Genomic DNA, 20,710 nt, shown 5'->3' with positions numbered 1-20,710 from the left:
AGAGTCGCCTGTGATGATTAAGCAATACCTGCAAGTAACGAAACCAGGAATTATTTTCGGGAATTTAATTTCTGTCATCGGGGGATTTCTGCTGGCTTCGAAAGGCAGCATCGACTATTCCCTGTTTCTCACCACCTTAGTCGGTGTTTCACTGGTGGTCGCATCGGGTTGTGTTTATAACAACTTTATCGACCGCGACATCGACGTGAAAATGGAGAGAACCAGAAATCGGGTGCTGGTTAAAGGCCTCATTTCTCCGACAGTCTCTCTGGTTTATGCAACCGTTCTGGGTATTGCTGGATTCGCGTTGCTGTATCTCGGAGCAAACCCGCTGGCCATGTGGCTGGCGGTAATGGGCTTTGTGGTTTATGTCGGCATTTACAGCCTGTACATGAAGCGCAAGTCCGTTTACGGCACGCTGATTGGTAGCCTGTCTGGCGCTGCACCGCCGGTGATTGGCTACTGTGCAGTAAGCAACCAGTTTGATGCTGGCGCCTTAATCCTGCTGGCTATCTTTAGCCTGTGGCAGATGCCGCACTCCTATGCGATTGCCATCTTCCGCTTTAAAGATTACCAGGCAGCGAATATCCCGGTTCTGCCGGTGGTAAAAGGCATCTCGGTGGCGAAGAATCATATTACGCTCTACATTCTGGCGTTTATGATTGCCACGTTGATGCTGACGCTGGTGGGTTATGCCGGCTACAAATATCTGGTTGTGGCGGCTGCGGTTAGCGTCTGGTGGCTGGGAATGGCGCTTTCAGGGTATAAGACGCAGAACGATCGCGTCTGGGCCCGTAAGCTGTTTGTTTTCTCCATCGTGGCGATTACGGCTCTGAGCGTCATGATGTCGGTTGATTTTATGACCCCGGCGTCAAAGGACCTGCTCACCCTGGTCCGGTAACTCGAACCTCATCCCAAGGGCGCGATTTTCGCGCCCTTTCTTTTTGTTACCACTTCTTATTAAGAATTATTTTACCCGCCCTCCCCTGCCCCTTAAAATACGTGCACCAGATAAACTGAGGTAGTAATGAACGATAATAAAATGACTCCGGTCGAGCTGCGTGCGACATGGGGTTTGGGTACCGTATTCTCCCTGCGCATGTTGGGGATGTTTATGGTGTTGCCCGTCCTGACAACGTATGGCATGGCATTACAGGGAGCGAGTGAAGCATTAATCGGACTTGCCATTGGTATTTACGGTTTAGCGCAGGCCGTATTTCAAATCCCCTTCGGATTGCTCTCTGACCGTATTGGTCGCAAACCGCTAATCGTAGGTGGGTTGCTCATCTTTGTTCTTGGCAGCGTAATCGCCGCCTGTACCACCTCCATTTGGGGCGTGATACTGGGCCGCGCGCTACAAGGCTCGGGCGCAATTGCCGCTGCGGTGATGGCCCTGCTGTCCGATCTGACCCGCGAACAGAACCGTACGAAGGCGATGGCATTTATTGGTATCAGCTTTGGTATCACCTTCGCTATCGCCATGGTGCTGGGGCCGATTATTACTCACGCTTTCGGGCTTCATGCGCTGTTCTGGATGATTGCGGTACTGGCGGCCAGCGGGATTGTCATTACGCTGCTGGTAGTGCCGAACGCCCCGAATCACGTGCTTAACCGTGAGTCGGGCATGGTGAAAGGCAGCATTAAAAAGGTGCTGGCCAACAGCCGCCTGGTTAAGCTTAATGTCGGCATTATGTGTCTGCATATTCTGCTGATGTCGAGCTTTGTCGCCCTGCCTGGTGAATTTGAAAATGCCGGTTTTCCGGCGGAACAGCACTGGAAGATTTATCTGATCACTATGCTGATCGCTTTCTGTGGCGTGATCCCTTTTATCATCTATGCCGAAGTAAAACGCCAGATGAAACGCGTGTTCGTCTGCTGCGTGGCGCTGATGCTGATTGCAGAAATTGTCTTGTGGGGCGCGGGAAACCATTTCTGGACGCTGGTGATTGGCGTACAGCTATTCTTTATCGGCTTCAATCTGATGGAGGCGATTCTGCCTTCGCTGGTCAGTAAAGAGTCGCCGCCGGGTTATAAAGGCACGGCAATGGGCCTTTACTCCACCAGCCAGTTTATCGGCGTGGCGATTGGCGGCAGCATGGGCGGCTGGGTGTATGGCCATTTTGACGCATCGACGGTATTTGTCGTTGGCGCGGTAATCGCCGCTGTCTGGCTGCTGGTGAGCTGCACAATGCAGGAACCGCCTTACGTCAGCAGCCTGCGTATCCTTCTGAAAGATGAAGCTGTTGATTATCCCGCGCTGGAAAAACGCCTGAAAGCTCAACCTGGCGTTGCCGCGGTCTTTATCGTACCGGAAGAAAAAAGCGCTTACGTCAAAATCGACAGCAAAGTGACTAACCGTCTTGAGCTGGAAGCGCTGGTCGGCAGCGGCTGAATACGAGGTTGATAAAATAAAAGGGCGAAATATTTCGCCCTTTTACCTAGTCGCGGAAGTTTTTGAACTGGAACGGCTGCTCCAGCTTACCGCCACGAACCAGCGCCATTGCGCTCTGCAAGTCGTCGCGAGACTTGCCGGTTACACGCACTTCTTCACCCTGAATTTGCGTCTGCACCTTCAGCTTGCTGTCTTTAATCAGCTTAACCAGTTTCTTCGCCACGTCTGAAGAAATGCCTTTTTTCAGTTTGGCTTCAACAGTCCAGGATTTTCCACTGTGTTCGATCTCTTCCGGGATCTCCAGCGCACCGCCTTCAATGCTGCGCTTCAACAGCTTCTCACGCAGAATATCAACCAGCTGTTTGACCTGGAAATCTGATTCGCTCAATACCTTGATAGATTCGTTTTTCTCATTCAGCTCATAGCTGGCCGTGACGTTACGGAAATCAAAACGGGTTGAAACTTCGCGGTTGGCATTTTCAACGGCGTTACGTACTTCCTGCATGTCAATTTCTGAAACGATATCGAAAGATGGCATGATCTCTTCTCCTGATTCTAAAGTGACATGCATAATACCCACTTAGCAGGCTTAAAAAAACTGTCGGTACGGAAAGCTATAATAAGAAAGTCTCAGTCGGCGCGGCCCAGCACGGGAAAAGCCGTAAGCAAGACTTAATACAACCCGCAGGCGGGGAGGATGAATGAAAATTACCGTATTGGGATGCGGTGCATTAGGGCAGATCTGGCTTGCTGCTCTCGATGCCCGGGGCAATGAGGTCCAGGGCTGGCTGCGGGTGCCGCAACCTTACTGCTCCGTTAACGTTACGGGTCTGGATGGCGCAACGGTCAATAAAACCTATATTGCCAACGATCCCCACTTTTTAGCGCAGAGCGATTTACTGCTGGTGACGCTGAAAGCCTGGCAGGTCTCCGAAGCCGTAAAAAACCTGCAGTTTATTTTGCGTGAGGACTGCCCCATTTTATTGCTGCATAACGGTATGGGGACGCTGGATGAGCTGAAATCGCTTCAACAGCCTCTGCTGCGCGGAATTACCACGCACGCAGCGAAACGTGACGGCACGGTGATTGTGCACGTCGCCGCCGGGATCACGCATATAGGCCCCACCTCGCCCGCCAGCGCCGAACTGAGTGAACTGGCCGAGGTGCTACAGCAGGCGTTACCGGACGTTGCCTGGCACAATAACGTGGCCTCTGCGGCCTGGCAAAAGCTGGCGGTTAACTGCGTCATCAACCCGCTGACGGTGCAATATGACTGTACGAACGGCGAGCTGCTCAATCATGACGATGAGATCGCCGTGCTTTGTGATGAAGTGGCGATGGTGATGGAGCGTGAAGGTCAGCATACTTCCCGCGACGCCCTGTTAGACTACGTGCATGAAGTGATTAGCGCGACCGCAGCCAACACCTCGTCGATGCTACAGGATATTCGCGCCCAACGGCGTACGGAAATTGATTACATTACAGGCTATGTCATCCGGCGCGCGCGGGCACAAGGGTTGTCCACGCCGGAAAACAGCCGACTTTATGAAATGATTAAGCGTAAGGAACAAGATTATGAGCGTGAACCCATCGGTACTGGTTTGCCTGGCACATGGCAGTGAGGAAACGGAAGCCGTTACCACAATCGATCTGTTGGTGCGCGGTGGCCTGAGCGTCACAACAGCCAGCGTCACCGATGACGGCAGCAAAGAGATTGTCTGCTCGCGAGGCGTCAGGCTGCTGGCAGATGCGCCGCTGGTCGATGTCGCGGACAATGACTTTGCCGCCATCGTTCTGCCGGGAGGGCTGAAAGGCGCCGAAGCGTTTCGTGACAGCCCGCTGCTGGTAGAAACGGTACGTCAGTTCCATCTTTCCGGCCGCATAGTTGCTGCGATTTGCGCGGCGGCGGGTACGGTTCTCGTACCACATAATCTGTTTCCGGTAGGCAATATGACAGGCTTCCCGGGTCTGAAAGAAACCATTCCCGAAAACAAGTGGATGGATAAACGTGTGGTATGGGATCCGCGCGTTAACCTGCTAACCAGCCAGGCACCGGGGACGGCTATCGATTTTGCCCTGAAGCTGATCGACCTGCTGGTCGGTAAAGAAAAGGCGCATGAAGTGGCGAAGCAGCTGGTGCTGGCTGCCGGCATCTTTGACTATCGCGAATGGGTTGAGTAACACGAAAAAACGGGGGCGATCGTTCGCCCCCGTTTAATTACGGACGGTAAATCTTCACGTTCGAAAAGCCCTGTTCGTGCAGATAGAGCGCCTGTAAACGGCTCATCACGCCGCGATCGCAGTACAGGAGCCAGGTTTTGCTCTGGTCGAGATCGCCGAAGTGGGTGCTGAGCTTGTAGAACGGCATACCTTTCACTTCCACACCATTCAGCTCAAGAGGACGATCGTCCTGTTCGTCCGGCGAGCGGATATCCAGCACCACATCGTTTTCGCTAAAGGAAACAACGGTTTCCACTTCCACCACTTCCTGTTCGGTTTCTTCCGCAATCTGACGGATATCAACGTTCGTGGCTTCTTCCACCGCGTTATCCAGAATCGCAAAATCGAAGTTCTGCTCTTCCGCTTCAATCTTCGCCTTCACCGCTTTGACCGTTGGGCTTTTTGAAATGACGCCGCAGTATTCCGGCATGGTGCGGGCGAAATCTTCCGTACCAATCTCGCGGGCAATATTGATGATGTGCTCTTTATCATGAGAAATCAGTGGACGCAGGATCAGCGTATCTGACGCATTATCAATCAGACGCAGGTTAGTCAGCGTCTGGCTGGAAACCTGGCCCAGCGCTTCACCGGTCACCAGCGCCTGGACGCCGTAACGTTCGGCAATTTTCGATGCCGCGCGAACCATCATTCGCTTCAGCACGACGCCCATCTGGCCGTCTTCCACTTTCTCAAGGATTTCGCCCACTACCGGCTCAAAGTTAATCGCGACAAAACGCACTTTGTGCGAGCGACCAAAACGGTGCCAAAGGTAATGCGCCACCTGACGGACGCCGATTTCATGAGCGGCACCGCCAAGGTTAAAGAAGCAGTAATGCACGCGGCTGCCGCGACGCATCAGCATATAGCTGGAAACGCCCGAGTCAAAGCCGCCGGAAATCAGGGAAAGCACTTCCTCCTGGCTGCCGACAGGGAAACCGCCAATCCCGGCGTAACGGCCGGTAATAAGCAGCAGACGATCGTTTTCAATCTCCAGATTGACCGTAACCTGCGGATGATTAAGCTTCACCTGCGCAGTTTCAACGTGCTGGTTCAGCCCGCCGCCGACATAGCGCTCAACGTCCTGAGAGCTGAACTCATGCTTACCACGGCGCTTAACGCGTACAGCAAAGGTCTTTCCTTCAATTCGCTCGCGATTCAGCTCCAGCGTCTGCTCAAAAATGTTATGCATATCCGTGTATGGGCGATCTTCGACTTCCAGCACGTGGTGAATACCGGGAATGCGCGACAGCTCGTCGATGATCATCGCTCGCTCGGCTTCGTTTTTCGAGCGAACTTCAATATGGTCCCAGTGACGTACAATGGCCAGCGTGTCATCGCAAAGCTTCAGCACGTTACGGATATTGGTGGTCAGCATTTTAATAAAACGCAGGCGTACAGACTGGCTCTTAATCGTAATTTCAGGAAACAGCTTAATGATAAACTTCATGGCGACACGGGCTCAACGGGCAAGATAAGTGCTGAAAACAGAGGGCACTTAGCGGGTAAAATCATAGTATTGCAAAGTAGCTTGCGCCCTTTACATCCGGGGGGGCGTGATTGTATCACATCCGTACGACGACTGCTTCTTCATCTGTTATGGGCATCATTATTTTGCTAATCATTTCGAGTCGGCTACCATGGACAACTTCACAGAAAAAAAACATAACTGAGCCGATAACGATTATGCCGAAAAAAGCCGAACAGCCAGCCAGCTTTGAAACCTCACTGGCCCAGCTGGAGCAGATTGTTTCCCGTCTTGAGAGCGGTGAACTGCCGCTGGAAGAGGCGCTCAATGAATTTGAACGCGGCGTACAGCTGGCGCGTCAGGGCCAACAAAAATTGCAGCAGGCGGAACAACGCGTGCAGATTTTGTTGAGTGATGATAAAAATGCCGACCTGCAGCCTTTTACGCCGGAAAATGACTGATGGATTTTACTGCCCTCCTTACCGCGCACTACGCACGCGTTAATCAGGCTTTACAACGTTTTATCGCACCCTTGCCGTTTCAGAGTTCTCCTCTGGTCCAGGCAATGGAATATGGTGCATTATTAGGCGGCAAGCGTCTGCGTCCGTTCCTGGTGTATGCTACCGGTGAAATGCTGCATGCCGACAGCGCCGCACTTGACGCGCCTGCCGCCGCGGTGGAATGTATTCACGCCTATTCCCTGATTCATGACGATCTGCCCGCAATGGATGACGACAGCCTGCGCCGTGGTCAGCCTACCTGCCATATTAAATTTGGCGAAGATACGGCTATATTAGCGGGGGATGCGTTGCAAACGCTGGCTTTCACTATACTTGCCGATACGCCGATGCCCGGCGTGACTGCCGAAGATCGTATTGCTATGATTTCTGAACTGGCCCAGGCCAGCGGCGTAGCAGGCATGTGCGGCGGTCAGGCGCTGGATCTGGCGGCGGAAGGCCAACAAATCGATCTGAGCGCGCTCGAACAAATTCATCGACATAAAACCGGCGCGCTAATCCGCTCTGCGGTTCGTTTGGGGGCGCTGGCCGCCGGTGAACGCGGCCGTAGCGCATTACCGGAACTGAATCGATACGCCAACGCAATAGGCCTGGCGTTCCAGGTGCAGGACGATATTCTTGATGTAGTGGGTGATACCGCCATCATCGGCAAACGGCAGGGAGCCGATCAGCACCTTGGAAAAAGTACTTACCCGGCCTTGATGGGACTCGAAAGCGCCCGGGAAAAAGCGTGGGACCTCTACCAGGAGTCACTCAGCGCACTGAAATCCCTTGCCGCGCAAGGCTTTGATACAACATCATTACAGCTGCTTTCAAGTTACATCATTGAACGCAATAAATAACTTCCACAATGAGTCTCTGATGAGTTTTGATACTGCAAAATATCCGACGCTGGCGCTGGCCAGTTCGGTTCAGGAATTACGTTCGCTGCCTAAAGAGAGCCTGCCAAAACTCTGTGATGAGCTTCGCCAGTATTTACTCGACAGCGTCAGCCGCTCCAGCGGACATTTTGCTTCGGGTCTGGGCGTAGTGGAACTGACCGTTGCGCTGCATTATGTCTACAACACGCCGTTTGATCATCTGATCTGGGACGTCGGTCATCAGGCTTATCCGCATAAAATTTTGACCGGACGCCGCGATCGCATCGGTACTATCCGTCAGAAAAACGGCCTGCATCCTTTCCCGTGGCGTGATGAAAGTGAGTTCGATGTACTGAACGTTGGGCACTCCTCCACCTCAATCAGCGCGGGCCTGGGGATGGCCGTAGCCGCTGAAAAAGAGGGTAAAGGCCGTCGGACAGCTTGTGTGATTGGCGATGGTGCCATCACGGCGGGTATGGCATTTGAAGCCATGAACCACGCGGGTGATATCAAATCTGATTTGCTGGTGGTGCTGAACGACAATGAAATGTCAATTTCAGAAAACGTTGGCGCGCTGAATAATCGTCTGGCGCAGATCCTCTCGGGCAAAACCTATTCACGCCTGCGTGAAGGCGGAAAGAAAGTCCTGACCGGACTGCCGCCGATCAAAGAGCTGGTCAAACGCACCGAAGAGCACCTGAAAGGCATGGTTGTTCCCGGCACGCTGTTCGAAGAACTGGGCTTTAACTACATTGGCCCGGTCGACGGTCACGACGTACTGACGCTGGTGCAAACCCTGAAAAATATGCGCGATCTGAAAGGCCCGCAGTTTTTGCACATAATGACCAAAAAAGGCAAAGGCTACGCACCGGCAGAGAAAGATCCGATTAGCTGGCATGCGGTGCCTAAGTTCGATCCGGCCAGCGGTCTGCTGCCCAAAGCAGCGGAAGGCTTGCCGAGCTATTCCAAAATCTTTGGCCAGTGGCTGAGCGAAACCGCGGCTGACGATAACAAGCTGATGGCCGTGACGCCTGCAATGCGCGAAGGCTCGGGCATGGTGAGCTTCTCACGGGAATATCCGGCACAGTATTTTGACGTGGCCATTGCCGAGCAGCATGCGGTGACGTTCGCCGCTGGCCTGGCGATTGGCGGCTATAAGCCGGTTGTGGCGATTTACTCCACTTTCTTACAACGTGCCTATGACCAGCTGATCCACGATGTGGCCATTCAGAAACTGCCGGTGCTGTTTGCCATCGACCGCGGCGGTATTGTCGGCGCAGACGGTCAGACGCATCAGGGTGCTTTCGATATCTCTTTCCTGCGCTGCATTCCGAATATGGTGATCATGACGCCAAGTGATGAGAACGAATGTCGTCAGATGCTTTATACCGGCTATCACTATTCTCAGGGGCCAAGCGCCGTACGCTATCCTCGAGGCACCGGCACGGGGGCAGAGTTACAGCCTCTCGCTTCGCTGCCGTTAGGTAAAGGCGTGACGAAACGCGAAGGCGAAAAGCTGGCGATCCTCAACTTCGGTACGCTGCTACCGGAAGCCGAAGCCGTTGCTGAATCCCTGAACGCCACGCTGGTCGATATGCGCTTTGTGAAGCCGCTGGATGAGTCGCTGATTCTGGAACTGGCCGCCAGTCATGAAGCGCTAATCACGCTGGAAGAAGGCGCAATTAAAGGCGGTGCAGGCAGCGGCGTGATTGAGCTGCTGATGGCGAAACGCGTGCTGGTTCCCGTGCTGAATATCGGGCTGCCTGATGAGTTTATTCCTCAGGGGACGCAGGATGAAATCCGCCATGATTATCAGTTAGATGCTGAGGGTATTGAACAGCAGATTACCGGCTGGCTGGCACTTTAAGCCGAAAGCGGCGCGTTCGCATTCGGGCGCGCCGTTCCTGCTATGCTTACTGAGCTCGGGCTGGTAAGCCCTTCATCAATAGCAGGAGCAAGCATGAAAACCCTTCAGTTTGGCAACACCGACCTCACCGTTTCCCGTTTATGCCTGGGTTGTATGACCTGGGGCGAACCTGACCGTGGCCGCCATTCGTGGACGTTACCCGAAGAGAGCAGCAGGCCGCTCATTAAGCAGGCGCTGGAGGCCGGGATCAATTTTTTTGATACCGCTAACAGCTACTCTGACGGCAGCAGCGAAGAGATTGTCGGACGCGCGCTGAAAGACTATGCACGTCGCGATGAGATCGTCCTTGCTACCAAAGTTTACTTCCCAATGAGCAATCTGTCCGGTGGGCTTTCGCGGGCCAATATTATGCAGTCCATTGATGACAGCTTACGGCGCCTCGGCACCGATTATGTCGACCTGTTTCAGATCCATCGCTGGGACTACAACACCCCGCTCGAAGAGACGCTCGAAGCGCTGCACGACGTGGTGAAAGCCGGTAAGGCTCGCTATATCGGGGCTTCGTCAATGTACGCGTGGCAATTTGCCAGGGCGCTTTACACTGCCGATCGCTATAACTGGACACGATTTGTCAGCATGCAGGACCAGTACAACCTGATCCAGCGTGAAGAAGAGCGGGAAATGTATCCGCTGTGCCAGGCCGAAAATATTGCTGTTCTGCCATGGAGTCCGCTGGCGCGTGGTCGTCTGACCCGCCCGTGGGGAGAAACGACCGCGCGTTCCGTATCCGATGAATACGGCAGCACGCTGTATCAAAACAGCGAAGCCAATGACGCCGCTATAGCTCAACGCGTGGCGGCTATTGCAGAAGATAAAGGCGTCAGTCGGGCGCAGATTGCGCTGGCGTGGCTGTTGGCAAAACCGGTTGTCACTGCACCCATTATCGGTGCATCCCGTCAGGAGCAACTGGCTGATTTGGTCAAAGCGGTCGATGTTGAGTTAACGAAAGAAGAGATAATTGAGCTGGAAAGCGTTTATCAGCCGCACCCTGTGGTGGGTTTTGAATAAGGGCTGACGTCGCTGAGGAGGAAACTATGTCAGAAAAAAGATCCGCTCAGTGTCATTGCGGTGCGGTCGCTTTTACGGTCGAACTGGTTGATGGCTTTAATACTGTCCGGCGCTGCAATTGTTCATTCTGCCGTATGCGTGGTGCCGTAGTTGCTTTTGCGTCCAGCGTTGCCATCAGTAAGGGAGAAGAGACGCTCACGGAATATCGCTTTCACTCAAAGGAAGTTGGCCACTATTTCTGTTCCGTTTGCGGCATCTATACCTTTCATCAGAGCCGATCTCATCCTGAACAGTATGGCGTCAACGTGGCTTGCATCGACGGGGTGTCACCCTTTGATTTTCCTGCCGTAAAAGTCACCGATGGCAATAACCACCCGAAAGATGGCGGCACGGGCGGTGTAGCGGGCTGGATCTTGTATCAGCCTGAATAGTGTCGACCAACACCGTAACGCCTTCAGGTAAATGCCTGGAGGCGTTACGCTCAACGCTTACAGCGCCAGATGGTGCCCGGCATAGTAAAGTATGCCCGCAGAGATAATACCGGCGATGATATCGTCAACCATAATCCCCGTCCCGCCGTGCACGTTGCGGTCGAACCAGCGGATTGGCCATGGCTTCCACATATCCAGAATGCGGAAAATCACAAAACCCGCCAGTACCCACCGCCAGTTATTCACCGGGATTGCCATCAGCGTGATCCACATCCCGATAAATTCATCCCAGACAATACTGCCGTGATCGTGCACGCCCATGTCCTTCGCGGTGCGATGACAGAGATACACGCCGATGCAGATGCCGAACATTACCACCAGCGAGTAAATATCTGACGGTAGCAAGGTCATAAGGCACCAGAAAGGAATGGCCGCCAGCGACCCCATCGTTCCGGGCACGTACGGACTTAAGCCGCTACCAAAACCGGTCGCCAGCAAATGCCAGGGATTACTCATTCTCAGGCGGCTTTTCGCTACGTCTTTATCTCGCGTCAAAATGGTCAAATCCTTTCAGGTTAATCTCTACCGGTTTGCCATCCTGCAACAGCACTATCCCCTCAGACTGAGGCGCTAACTGGCCCACGCAGGTAAAAGGCACGCCATAATGGCCCAGAGCAACATCCAGCGCACCGCGATTAATTTCCGGGACGGTAAAGCACAGCTCGTAATCTTCTCCGCCGCTTAGTGCCCAGCGAATTGCCTGCTCAGGTTCGAAATGCTTTTTCATCACTTCTGAGAGCGGTAACGCTTCAAGGTTGAGCCGCGCGCCACAGCCGCTGGCTTTCAAAATATGGCCTAAATCAGAAATCAGCCCGTCTGAGATATCGATAGCGGCACTGGCTAAATCACGCAGCGCCTGTCCCTGGAGAATTCGCGGCATAGGTCGGAGGTGACGCTTGATCAGCGCTTCATGCACCGCAGGATCGTTAATCCTGATCCGATGCTGGAGCAAGGCCAGACCTGCGGCACTGTCACCCAGCGTCCCGGTAACGTAAACCCAGTCGCCCGGACGCGCGCCGGAACGTTTCAGCGCCCTACCCTGCGGCACCAGGCCATGAATACCCAGCGTCAGGCTTAACGGCCCGCGCGTGGTATCACCGCCGATCAGCTGCATATTGTAGTAGTCCAGCAGCTCAAACAGGCTGTCGCTGAAATCTTTCAGCCAGGCTTCATTGACTTCCGGGAGCGTCAGCGCCAGCGTCAGCCAGGCCGGATCGGCTCCCATAGCGGCCAAATCACTCAGGTTCACCGCCAGCGCTTTGTAGCCCAGATCCGCAGGATGAATATCGCGCAGAAAATGGACGCCTTCTACCAGTGTATCGGTGCTGATCGCCAGAGTCTGTTTGTCAGGGAGATTGAGGAGTGCGCAGTCGTCGCCGATGCCTTTCTCTACGTCGCGACGGGAGCTTGTTACGCGATCAAAATAGCGCGTGATCAGTTCAAATTCGCCACATGCCATGGTGCGTTCCAGATATAAAATGAGAAGGCCGGATAAAACCGGCCTGGGAGGATTACTTCTTGTTGGGGCGGATATGCGGAGCGGCTTTATCCAGCACGCCGTTGACGAATTTATGACTGTCTTCGGCGCCAAATACTTTGGCCAGCTCGATGCCCTCATTGATTGCCACTTTGTAGGGAACATCGGCACGCTTGCTCAGCTCGTACAGCGAGATGCGCAGAATCGCCTTCTCGACCTGGCCCAGCTCTTCGAGCTGGCGCGACAGGTAAGGCTTCATCAGGCCGTCAAGGTACGCGCTGTTGGTTGCAACGCCGCCCAGCAGCTCGCGGAAATAGCTGATATCAACGTCTTTGACGTCTTGCTCCGCCAGAAACTGGTATTCGACATCAGCGATGTCGTTTTTGGACAACTGCCAGGAGTAAAGCGCCTGGACAGCACATTCACGGGCGCGGCGACGAGCAGCAGGTTTCACGAAATTCCCCTTAAAATCAGGCTTTGATGGCTTTCAATACGTTAATCATTTCAAGTGCGGTCAGCGCAGCTTCTGCACCTTTGTTACCCGCTTTGGTCCCGGCGCGCTCAATGGCCTGCTCGATGTTTTCCGTCGTCAGGACCCCAAAGGCAACCGGAATGTCGCTGTTCATAGCGACGCTAGCCAGGCCAGAGCTGGCTTCACCAGCGACATATTCGAAGTGGGCAGTGCCACCACGAATCACGGTACCCAGCGCAACAACAGCATCATGTTTACCGGCATTCGCCAGCGCACGTGCGGTCATTGGCATTTCATAGGCGCCGGGAACCCACACAACGGTGATGTTTTCATCTTTTACCTGGCCGATACGTTTCAACGCATCAAGGGCACCGCTCAGCAGGCTGTCGTTGATAAAGTTATTGAAACGCGCAATGACAATAGCAACGCGCGCATCAGGAGTAGCAACAGCAGCTTCAATAACGTTCATAATCTTCCTTTCAGGGTTTTGTTATGGCCCCGCAGGGGGGCGGATTCTATCACACTCTTTTCGGGTCTGCTTCCGCTTTTGTACAGCCTTGCCTGCCATCCTGCAAGATGAAGGCTTTACGCCGGCTTCATCGAACGGCATGTTCAGGGATCAGCGTGAGTCTTAAATCGGGTCCTACCTGACGAATATCGCTGAAGGTGAACGCGGGCGCGTCAGCAAGTTGTGCTATTTCAGGTAAATGGCACAGACCGCGTGCATCATCGCCAAGCAGTTTAGGGGCCAGATAGACAATCAGTTCATCGACCACACCCGCTGTTAGTAAAGCGCCAGCCAGTTTCGCGCCGGCTTCAACCCAAACGCTGTTAATCTGACGACGCCCCAGCAGCATCATCAGGGAAACTAAGTCCAGCTGCTGATTATGCAGCGGAACGGTAAATTGCTCGACATTCTCCGGCCAGCTAAGCGTATCGACCTGCTGACGGGCCAGCCAGGTTTGGCCTGGTTGGCTAATCAAACGATGCGCTGGCGTCACCCGATTATGACTGTCGATGACCACCCTCACCGGCTGACGAAGATCTTCCTCAGCATACAGCGCTTTATCCATGCCTAATTCATTCCAGCGTACGGTCATTGCCGGATCGTCAGCAAGCACGGTCGCGCTGGTGGTAAGAATGGCGGAACTTTGCGCGCGTAAGCGCTGTACGTCTCGTCGCGCTTCAGGAGAGGTGATCCACTGGCTTTCGCCACTCGCCATTGCCGTACGGCCGTCCAGTGAGGCACCCATTTTCAGCTGCACCCACGGGAAACCGGTGCGCATGCGTTTAAGAAAACCGCGGTTCAGCGCTTCCGCTTCCTGCATCATCAGCCCGTGGCTGACGTCAATCCCAGCCTGCTTCAGGCGATATAAGCCCCGGCCCGCCACTTCTGGGTTAGGATCCTGCATTGCGGCGACAACGCGGCTTACGCCGGCAGCAATCAGTGCATCACAACAAGGCGGCGTGCGTCCGTGATGGCTGCACGGTTCGAGCGTAACGTAGGCCGTCGCGCCCTGCGCTTTTTCGCCAGCCATCCGCAGTGCATGCACTTCTGCATGCGGTTCACCTGCACGAAAATGGTAGCCTTCACCGACGATGTCGCCATCGCGAACGATGACGCAACCAACGTTAGGATTTGGCGTCGTGGTAAATCGACCACGCCTGGCCAGCTCAAGCGCCCTCGCCATCCAGATTTCATCTTGCATGGTTTAGTCCTGTAAACGGGCGATCTCTTCGCCGAACTCACGGATGTCCTCAAAACTGCGGTACACCGACGCAAAGCGTATATAGGCAACTTTATCCAGCTTCTTCAGCTCGTCCATCACCAGCGCGCCGATCATTTTACTCGGCACTTCACGCTCACCGGTGGAACGCAGCTTGCTTTTGATATGACTGACGGCGTTTTCCACATCGTCAGAATTGACCGGGCGTTTCTCCAGCGCCTTCATCATGCCGCTGCACAGCTTGTCTTCATTGAAAGGCTCGCGGATATCGTTACTTTTCACTACCCGCGGCATAACCAACTCGGCCACTTCAAAGGTGGTGAAACGTTCATGACACACCAGACACTGACGACGACGGCGCACCGAGGTGCCTTCCCCCACCAGGCGGGAATCGATCACTTTGGTATCCACAGCAGAACAGAACGGGCAATGCATGATGCTTCCTGATAATTCTGGAAATTGAGTCACAGTGTAGCGCGAAGTGACGATCAACTAAATAACGCACTGGTCTTTTGCCTTGCTTTCAGTGCCTTTCCATCCCTTCCTGGCGCTCCGCCAGGAAAGAGTTGGTTTTGTCCGCTATAATAGCCAAACGCTTAAGCGTAACTTTTGTCTTAAAAACAGGGATTAGCCGGAGGATATATGGGTTTATTAAACTTTGTAAAAGAAGCTGGCGAGAAATTGTGGGATTCGGTCAGTGGAGCTGGCGAAGATCAAAGTAAAAAGCTGCAGGATTATATTCACAAGCTTGGCCTGCCGGGCAGCGATAAGGTTGATGTGAAAGTCGATGGTGATAAAGCCAGCATGAGCGGTGACAGCATCTCGCAGGAGCTGAAAGAAAAAATCCTGGTGGCGGTCGGGAACGTGGCGGGTATCACCTCCGTGGAGGATAACGTAAACGTTGCTGAGAACGCGACAGCAGCGAAATTCTATACCGTAAAAAGCGGCGATACGTTAAGCGGTATTTCTAAAGCAGTGTACGGTGACGCTAACCAGTACAACAAAATTTTTGAGGCGAATAAGCCAATGCTGACGCATCCGGATAAAATTTATCCGGGACAAACACTGCGTATTCCTCAGTAAACCGGACGAAGCGATGGCTGCAATAATGAAAAAGTCGGTTCTGTTAGGGTTAAGCGTATTGCTGGCAAGCTGTGCTTCCCCGCAACAACAGCCTGAAATTAACAAGCTTAATAATCAGGTGGGCAAGCTCAACACGGAAATGCAACAGCTGACCCAGCAGGCGACTGCGCTGACTCAGCAAAATATGCTGAACAGTAATTCAACTCAGGGCGCATGGTTATTACCTGGCGCGAATACGGCTGTCGTGCTGAAAAGCCAGGCGGGTGATGTCCGTTTATCGCTAAGCCATATTGAAAGTGAAGCAAACGGCACCCGTGCAATCCTGCATATCCGTGCTGCGGCAGAAAACTCATTGCCAGCCTTTAACGCTACGGTTGAATGGGGCGAGGCCGACCCGGTGACCGGAAAACCGCTACAGCCCGGCAGTCAAAGCCAGTCGTTTAGCGTGGCTGAGTCTCTGCTGCCACGTAGCGAAGTGACGGTTCCGCTGCGGTTGAGTAATTTACAGCCGGAACAGCTGGGCTATGTTCGCGTGCATGATATTGTGGTCGCCCCTGTGCCGCAGGCAGCACCGTAGACGCTGAACCGGTGTGACCGGAACGGTAGATAAAAAAAGGGCCGCATTAGCGGCCCTTCGTTTCATCAGGCAACCCTGAAATTAAGGCAGAATAGAAGGCTGATCGGCGCCCTCTTTTTCCACTTTTTGCTGTAGCAGATGCTCACGTTTCATCCCTAACTTCAGCGCCAGCGCGGACGCGACGTAGATAGAAGAGATGGTCCCGATTGAAACACCAATCAGCATAGTCAGGGAGAAGCCTTCCAGCAGCGCGCCGCCGAAGATAAACAGCATCAGCACTACCACCAGCGTTGTGGCGGAAGTCATGATGGTACGGCTCAGCGTCTGCGTCAGCGAGACGTTGAAGATTTCGTAAGGCGTGCCGCGACGGATTTTGCGGAAGTTCTCACGAATACGGTCCGATACCACGATACTGTCGTTCAGCGAGTAGCCGATAACCGACATCAGTGACGCGATAATGGTCAGATCAATCTCAATATGGAACAGTGAAAGAACGCCCATCGTGATGATCACGTCGTGCGCCAGTGCCAGTACGGCTCCCAGCGCCAGTCGCCACTCAAAGCGGAAACCCACATAGATCAGGATAGCAATCAGCGCTGCCAGCAGCGCCATGCCGCCCGTTTGCGCCAGATCGCTGCCCACGCTCGGCCCCACGAACTCAATACGCTTCACGGTGGCATTCTGCTGGCTTGCCTGGTTGATGGTGCTTACCACCTTGTTGCCCAGCTCCTGACCCGCATTGCCCTCATGAGGGGACAAGCGTACCAGCACGTCACGGCTGCTGCCGAAGTTCTGCACCTGTGGATCGGTAAAGCCAGATTTTTGCAGCGCACCGCGCAGCGTATCCAGTTCCGCCGGTTTCTCCAGGGTAATTTCAATAACCGTACCGCCGGTAAAATCCAGACCCCAGTTGAAGCCTTTCACGCCCATGATCACAAACGAGGCGATCAGCAGCAGGCCGGAAAGGGTAAAGGCCAGTTTATCCCAGCGCATAAAGTCATGAACTTTACGCCCGTAGTTTAGTTGTTCAACGCTATAGTCCTGTGCCACAACGCACTCCTCAGATAGACAGCTTGTTGATGCGTTTGCCGCCGTACAACAGGTTGACGATGGCACGGGTACCGACAATGGCGGTAAACATAGACGTCACCACACCAATTGCCGTGGTAATGGCAAAGCCTTTAATCGAACCGGTGCCCACCGCGTACAGGATGATGGCGGTAATCAGCGTGGTTACGTTGGCGTCGATGATACTGGAGAATGCGCCGCTGTAGCCTTCGTGAATCGCCTGCTGAACGGAACGTCCGTTTTTCAGCTCTTCCTTGATACGCTCGTTAATCAGTACGTTGGCATCCACCGCCACCGCCAGCGTCAACACGATCCCGGCAATACCCGGCATGGTTAAGGTTGCGCCTGGCAGCAGGGACATAATCCCTACAATCAGCACCAGGTTGGCAACCAGCGCGGTGGTCGCGATCACGCCGAACTTACGGTAGTAAACCACCATAAAGACGATTGAGGCGATCAGCCCCCACAGGCAGGCTTCCAGACCCTGAGTGATATTCTGCGCACCCATGGTTGGACCGATAGTCCGTTCTTCAACAATCTGGATTGGCGCAATTAACGCACCAGCACGCAGCAGCAGCGACAGCTGACGCGCTTCGTTCGGGTTATTGATGCCGGTAATACGGAAGCTGTTACCCAGACGGGACTGGATATTCGCGACGTTAATCACCTCTTCCTGCTTCGCCAGAATCGCACGGCCGTTGGCATCTTTCTTACCGCTGTCTTTGTATTCAACAAACAGCGTAGCCATTGGCTTACCGATATTATCCTTGGTGAAGTTGGACATGATATTGCCGCCCGCGCTGTCCAGCGAGATGTTCACCTGTGCCTGGTTGTACTCATCCTGGCTCGACGTGGAGTCAGTGATGTGGTCACCGGTCAGGATCACACGCTTGTACAGCGTGACGGGCTGGCCTTCACGGCTGTTTTTCACTTCGGAATCGCCCGGTACACGGCCGCTGGCGGCAGCGCTCGGATCGACAGAAGTATTAACCAGGCGGAATTCCAGCGTGGCGGTTGCGCCCAGAATCTCTTTCGCGCGCGCCGTATCCTGAATACCCGGCAGCTCAACCACGATGCGATCAGCGCCCTGACGTTGTACCAGTGGTTCGGCCACGCCCAGTTGGTTAACACGGTTACGCAGGATAGTGATGTTCTGCTGCACCGCGTATTCACGGGCTTCACGCAGACGATCGTCGGACATCACCGCGCGCAGAGCATTGCTGCCGCTGGTGCCGATCACCAGGTCACGATGGCGGCCGGTCAGATAGCTGACAGCGTCGTCACGAGCCTGACCGTCACGGAAACGAATTTCCAGACCGTAGTTATCCGTTTTGCGAACGTTGGTATAAGGAATGCTTTTATCGCGCAGATCGCTTCTGAGGTTGTCGATGTTCTGTTCCTGGAGTTTACCCAGAGCAGTATCCATATCGACTTCCATCAGGAAGTGTACGCCGCCACGCAGGTCAAGACCCAGTTTCATCGGCTCTGCGGCCAGCATGCTTAGCCAGGTTGGCGTTGCTGGAGCAAGGTTAAGCGCCACGACATAGTCATCGCCAAGCACTTTAATGATGGCGTCACGGGCGCGCAACTGCACGTCACCGTTAGCAAAACGCGCCATAATGGCGCCGTTTTCCAGCGCGATAGATTTGCTCTGGATATTCTCTTGTTTTAAAGCGGTCTGGATCTGACCCAGCGTTTGCTCACTGGCGGCGCTTCCGCGCGCACCAGTGATCTGAACGGCCGGATCCTCACCATAAAGGTTGGGAAGCGCATACAGCAAACCGACGATTAATACGACGATAAGCATGATGTACTTCCACAAAGGATAACGGTTTAACACGGCAGTTCCCTTAGGGAAAACAAAAAATTAAAGCGCCTTCATCGTACCTTTCGGCAGAACGGCAGCCACGAAATCACGTTTGACCACAACTTCCGTCGTATCATTCAGTGCGATAGCCACATAGCCAGTTTCCGCTACTTTTGTTACGCGTCCAACCAGACCGCCGGTAGTCAGCACTTCGTCACCTTTGGAAATGGAATCCATCAGCTTCTTATGCTCTTTCGCACGCTTTTGCTGCGGGCGCAGGATCATGAAGAAGAAGATCAGACCGAACACCACCAGCATGATAATCAGTGAATACGGGCTACTCTGAGATGGCGCGGCAGCAGCTACTGCGTCAGACATGAACAAGCTCATTAATTTTCCCTCATTGTTTAAATATCAGACGTTTAACGGCGGAACCGCCTTGCCCGTCCGTGCATAGAATTCGGTAACAAAGTGCTCCAAATTACCCTCTTCAATGGCCTTGCGTAAACCCGCCATCAGGCGCTGGTAATAACGCAGGTTATGAATGGTATTCAGACGCGCACCCAGTATTTCGTTACAACGATCAAGATGATGCAAGTAGGCACGGCTATAATTGCGACACGTATAGCAATCACATTCCGCATCCAGTGTAGTCGTATCATCTTTATACTTCGCGTTACGGATTTTCACCACGCCGTCGGTGACGAACAGATGGCCGTTACGTGCATTTCGGGTCGGCATTACGCAGTCGAACATATCGATGCCGCGACGTACGCCTTCCACCAGATCTTCCGGTTTGCCCACGCCCATTAAATAGCGAGGTTTATCCTCTGGGATCTGAGGGCAAACATGCTCAAGAATACGATGCATGTCCTCTTTTGGCTCGCCGACCGCCAGGCCGCCCACAGCGTAACCATCAAAGCCGATCTCTACCAGCCCTTTTACCGACACATCTCGTAAATCTTCGTAAACACCGCCCTGAATAATACCAAACAGCGCATTTTTATTTTCAAGGGAATCAAAGCGATCGCGGCTACGCTGCGCCCAGCGGAGCGACATCTCCATCGAACGTTTCGCATAGTCCCAGTCGGCAGGATAAGGCGTACACTCATCGAAAATCATCACGATATCGGAGCCGAGATCGTACTGAATTTCCATCGATTTTTCCGGGTCGAGGAAGATTGCGTCACCGTTGATCGGGTTACGGAAATGCACGCCCGCTTCGGTAATCTTACGAATATCGCCCAGGCTGAAGACCTGGAAGCCGCCGGAATCGGTCAGGATTGGGCCTTTCCACTGCATAAAGTCGTGCAGATCGCCATGCAGCTTCATCACTTCCTGGCCCGGACGCAGCCATAAATGGAAGGTATTACCCAGGATGATCTGGGCGCCGGTGTCCTGCACTTCTTCCGGCGTCATACCTTTCACGGTGCCGTAAGTGCCGACTGGCATAAAGGCTGGGGTTTCCACCACGCCACGGTCAAAGACCAGGCGGCCACGGCGCGCACGCCCATCGGTAGTATCTAATTCGAACTTCACATTGCCTCCACCAGAGAAACAGTCTGATGTTTGAGAGTTAAAAAACCGTACACCAGGTACGATCGGGAGTGGCGTTGGG

The 20,710-nt window shown here is 53.8% G+C and carries 23 protein-coding genes; 11 read left to right on the top strand and 12 right to left on the bottom strand.

The features are described 5' to 3' along the window. Positions 1-13: 13 nt before the first annotated feature. Both cyoE and AAGQ96_RS05285 read left to right on the top strand, forming a co-directional pair. Complete coding sequence (gene cyoE / locus AAGQ96_RS05290; RefSeq protein ID WP_147200534.1) at positions 14-901, top strand: heme o synthase; 888 nt, start codon at positions 14-16, stop codon at positions 899-901. Between the two features lie 126 nt (positions 902-1,027). After that, positions 1,028-2,392, top strand: coding sequence for an MFS transporter (locus AAGQ96_RS05285; RefSeq protein ID WP_342755018.1), 1,365 nt, complete (start codon positions 1,028-1,030; stop codon positions 2,390-2,392). Positions 2,393-2,438: 46 nt separating this feature from the next. Here AAGQ96_RS05285 and AAGQ96_RS05280 read toward each other — a convergent pair whose 3' ends face one another. Continuing rightward, positions 2,439-2,930 carry a YajQ family cyclic di-GMP-binding protein gene (locus AAGQ96_RS05280; protein ID WP_147195775.1) on the bottom strand — a complete coding sequence of 164 codons (492 nt, stop codon included), beginning with the start codon at positions 2,928-2,930 and terminating at the stop codon, positions 2,439-2,441. A gap of 163 nt (positions 2,931-3,093) precedes the next feature. Between AAGQ96_RS05280 and panE the strand changes: the two genes are divergently transcribed. Next, the gene (panE, locus tag AAGQ96_RS05275) at positions 3,094-4,014 is read left to right on the top strand and encodes a 2-dehydropantoate 2-reductase (RefSeq protein WP_342755016.1); all 921 of its coding nucleotides are present in this window, start codon (positions 3,094-3,096) and stop codon (positions 4,012-4,014) included. Beyond that, complete coding sequence (gene yajL / locus AAGQ96_RS05270; RefSeq protein WP_147195771.1) at positions 3,968-4,573, top strand: protein deglycase YajL; 606 nt, start codon at positions 3,968-3,970, stop codon at positions 4,571-4,573. Before panE ends, yajL begins: the two co-directional genes overlap by 47 nt. A 37-nt stretch (positions 4,574-4,610) precedes the next feature. Here the strand turns inward: yajL and thiI are convergent, their stop codons facing one another. Continuing rightward, positions 4,611-6,059: a tRNA uracil 4-sulfurtransferase ThiI gene (gene thiI, locus AAGQ96_RS05265; RefSeq protein ID WP_342755014.1), complete on the bottom strand. Its 1,449-nt coding sequence runs from the start codon at positions 6,057-6,059 to the stop codon at positions 4,611-4,613. A 236-nt stretch (positions 6,060-6,295) separates the two neighbouring features. Between thiI and xseB the strand changes: the two genes are divergently transcribed. The 5 genes from xseB to AAGQ96_RS05240 all read left to right on the top strand — a co-directional run bounded on the left by xseB (position 6,296) and on the right by AAGQ96_RS05240 (position 10,821). Next, complete coding sequence (gene xseB / locus AAGQ96_RS05260; protein ID WP_147195767.1) at positions 6,296-6,538, top strand: exodeoxyribonuclease VII small subunit; 243 nt, start codon at positions 6,296-6,298, stop codon at positions 6,536-6,538. Then, entirely contained in the window at positions 6,538-7,437 is a 900-nt protein-coding gene (gene ispA, locus AAGQ96_RS05255) for a (2E,6E)-farnesyl diphosphate synthase (protein ID WP_147195765.1), read from the top strand. Before xseB ends, ispA begins: the two co-directional genes overlap by 1 nt. Before the next feature lie 19 nt (positions 7,438-7,456). Further along, positions 7,457-9,322 carry a 1-deoxy-D-xylulose-5-phosphate synthase gene (gene dxs, locus AAGQ96_RS05250; RefSeq protein ID WP_342755013.1) on the top strand — a complete coding sequence of 622 codons (1,866 nt, stop codon included), beginning with the start codon at positions 7,457-7,459 and terminating at the stop codon, positions 9,320-9,322. A gap of 93 nt (positions 9,323-9,415) precedes the next feature. Next, positions 9,416-10,390 (top strand): aldo/keto reductase, encoded by a 975-nt coding sequence (locus AAGQ96_RS05245; protein ID WP_342755012.1) that lies wholly within the window; start codon positions 9,416-9,418, stop codon positions 10,388-10,390. A 26-nt stretch (positions 10,391-10,416) separates the two neighbouring features. Next, positions 10,417-10,821, top strand: coding sequence for a GFA family protein (locus tag AAGQ96_RS05240; protein WP_342755011.1), 405 nt, complete (start codon positions 10,417-10,419; stop codon positions 10,819-10,821). A gap of 57 nt (positions 10,822-10,878) precedes the next feature. Here AAGQ96_RS05240 and pgpA read toward each other — a convergent pair whose 3' ends face one another. The 6 genes from pgpA to nrdR all read right to left on the bottom strand — a co-directional run bounded on the left by pgpA (position 10,879) and on the right by nrdR (position 14,992). After that, entirely contained in the window at positions 10,879-11,385 is a 507-nt protein-coding gene (gene pgpA, locus AAGQ96_RS05235) for a phosphatidylglycerophosphatase A (protein WP_147195757.1), read from the bottom strand. Then, positions 11,363-12,340, bottom strand: coding sequence for a thiamine-phosphate kinase (thiL, locus tag AAGQ96_RS05230; protein ID WP_342755010.1), 978 nt, complete (start codon positions 12,338-12,340; stop codon positions 11,363-11,365). Before thiL ends, pgpA begins: the two co-directional genes overlap by 23 nt. Before the next feature lie 52 nt (positions 12,341-12,392). After that, the gene (nusB, locus tag AAGQ96_RS05225; protein ID WP_147195753.1) at positions 12,393-12,812 is read right to left on the bottom strand and encodes a transcription antitermination factor NusB; all 420 of its coding nucleotides are present in this window, start codon (positions 12,810-12,812) and stop codon (positions 12,393-12,395) included. Positions 12,813-12,828: 16 nt separating this feature from the next. Next, a complete protein-coding gene (gene ribE / locus AAGQ96_RS05220; protein ID WP_067705215.1) occupies positions 12,829-13,299 on the bottom strand; it encodes a 6,7-dimethyl-8-ribityllumazine synthase in 471 nt (156 codons plus the stop codon). A 127-nt stretch (positions 13,300-13,426) separates the two neighbouring features. Further along, positions 13,427-14,539: a bifunctional diaminohydroxyphosphoribosylaminopyrimidine deaminase/5-amino-6-(5-phosphoribosylamino)uracil reductase RibD gene (gene ribD, locus AAGQ96_RS05215; protein WP_342755009.1), complete on the bottom strand. Its 1,113-nt coding sequence runs from the start codon at positions 14,537-14,539 to the stop codon at positions 13,427-13,429. A gap of 3 nt (positions 14,540-14,542) precedes the next feature. After that, positions 14,543-14,992, bottom strand: coding sequence for a transcriptional regulator NrdR (gene nrdR, locus AAGQ96_RS05210; RefSeq protein WP_147195749.1), 450 nt, complete (start codon positions 14,990-14,992; stop codon positions 14,543-14,545). Between the two features lie 207 nt (positions 14,993-15,199). Here nrdR and lysM point away from each other — a divergent pair, with 207 nt between their 5' ends. Both lysM and AAGQ96_RS05200 read left to right on the top strand, forming a co-directional pair. Continuing rightward, positions 15,200-15,640 carry a peptidoglycan-binding protein LysM gene (gene lysM / locus AAGQ96_RS05205; protein WP_147195747.1) on the top strand — a complete coding sequence of 147 codons (441 nt, stop codon included), beginning with the start codon at positions 15,200-15,202 and terminating at the stop codon, positions 15,638-15,640. Between the two features lie 25 nt (positions 15,641-15,665). Next, on the top strand, positions 15,666-16,217 hold the full coding sequence (locus AAGQ96_RS05200) for a DUF3251 domain-containing protein (RefSeq protein ID WP_254446309.1): 552 nt from the start codon (positions 15,666-15,668) through the stop codon (positions 16,215-16,217). Between the two features lie 81 nt (positions 16,218-16,298). Here AAGQ96_RS05200 and secF read toward each other — a convergent pair whose 3' ends face one another. The 4 genes from secF to tgt are packed head-to-tail and all read right to left on the bottom strand — an operon-like array spanning position 16,299 to position 20,631. Then, positions 16,299-17,267 carry a protein translocase subunit SecF gene (gene secF / locus AAGQ96_RS05195; protein ID WP_147195742.1) on the bottom strand — a complete coding sequence of 323 codons (969 nt, stop codon included), beginning with the start codon at positions 17,265-17,267 and terminating at the stop codon, positions 16,299-16,301. A 10-nt stretch (positions 17,268-17,277) separates the two neighbouring features. Beyond that, positions 17,278-19,125 (bottom strand): protein translocase subunit SecD, encoded by a 1,848-nt coding sequence (gene secD, locus AAGQ96_RS05190; protein ID WP_147195740.1) that lies wholly within the window; start codon positions 19,123-19,125, stop codon positions 17,278-17,280. Positions 19,126-19,152: 27 nt separating this feature from the next. After that, positions 19,153-19,482 (bottom strand): preprotein translocase subunit YajC, encoded by a 330-nt coding sequence (gene yajC, locus AAGQ96_RS05185; RefSeq protein ID WP_147195738.1) that lies wholly within the window; start codon positions 19,480-19,482, stop codon positions 19,153-19,155. 24 nt (positions 19,483-19,506) lie between these two features. After that, positions 19,507-20,631 carry a tRNA guanosine(34) transglycosylase Tgt gene (tgt, locus tag AAGQ96_RS05180; protein ID WP_147195736.1) on the bottom strand — a complete coding sequence of 375 codons (1,125 nt, stop codon included), beginning with the start codon at positions 20,629-20,631 and terminating at the stop codon, positions 19,507-19,509. Between the last annotated feature and the right edge of the window lie 79 nt (positions 20,632-20,710).

This window comes from Pantoea sp. MBD-2R, from assembly GCF_039134845.1.
In the GTDB taxonomy this organism is placed as follows: domain Bacteria; phylum Pseudomonadota; class Gammaproteobacteria; order Enterobacterales; family Enterobacteriaceae; genus Erwinia.
This window is presented reverse-complemented; position numbering and strand designations above follow the sequence as displayed.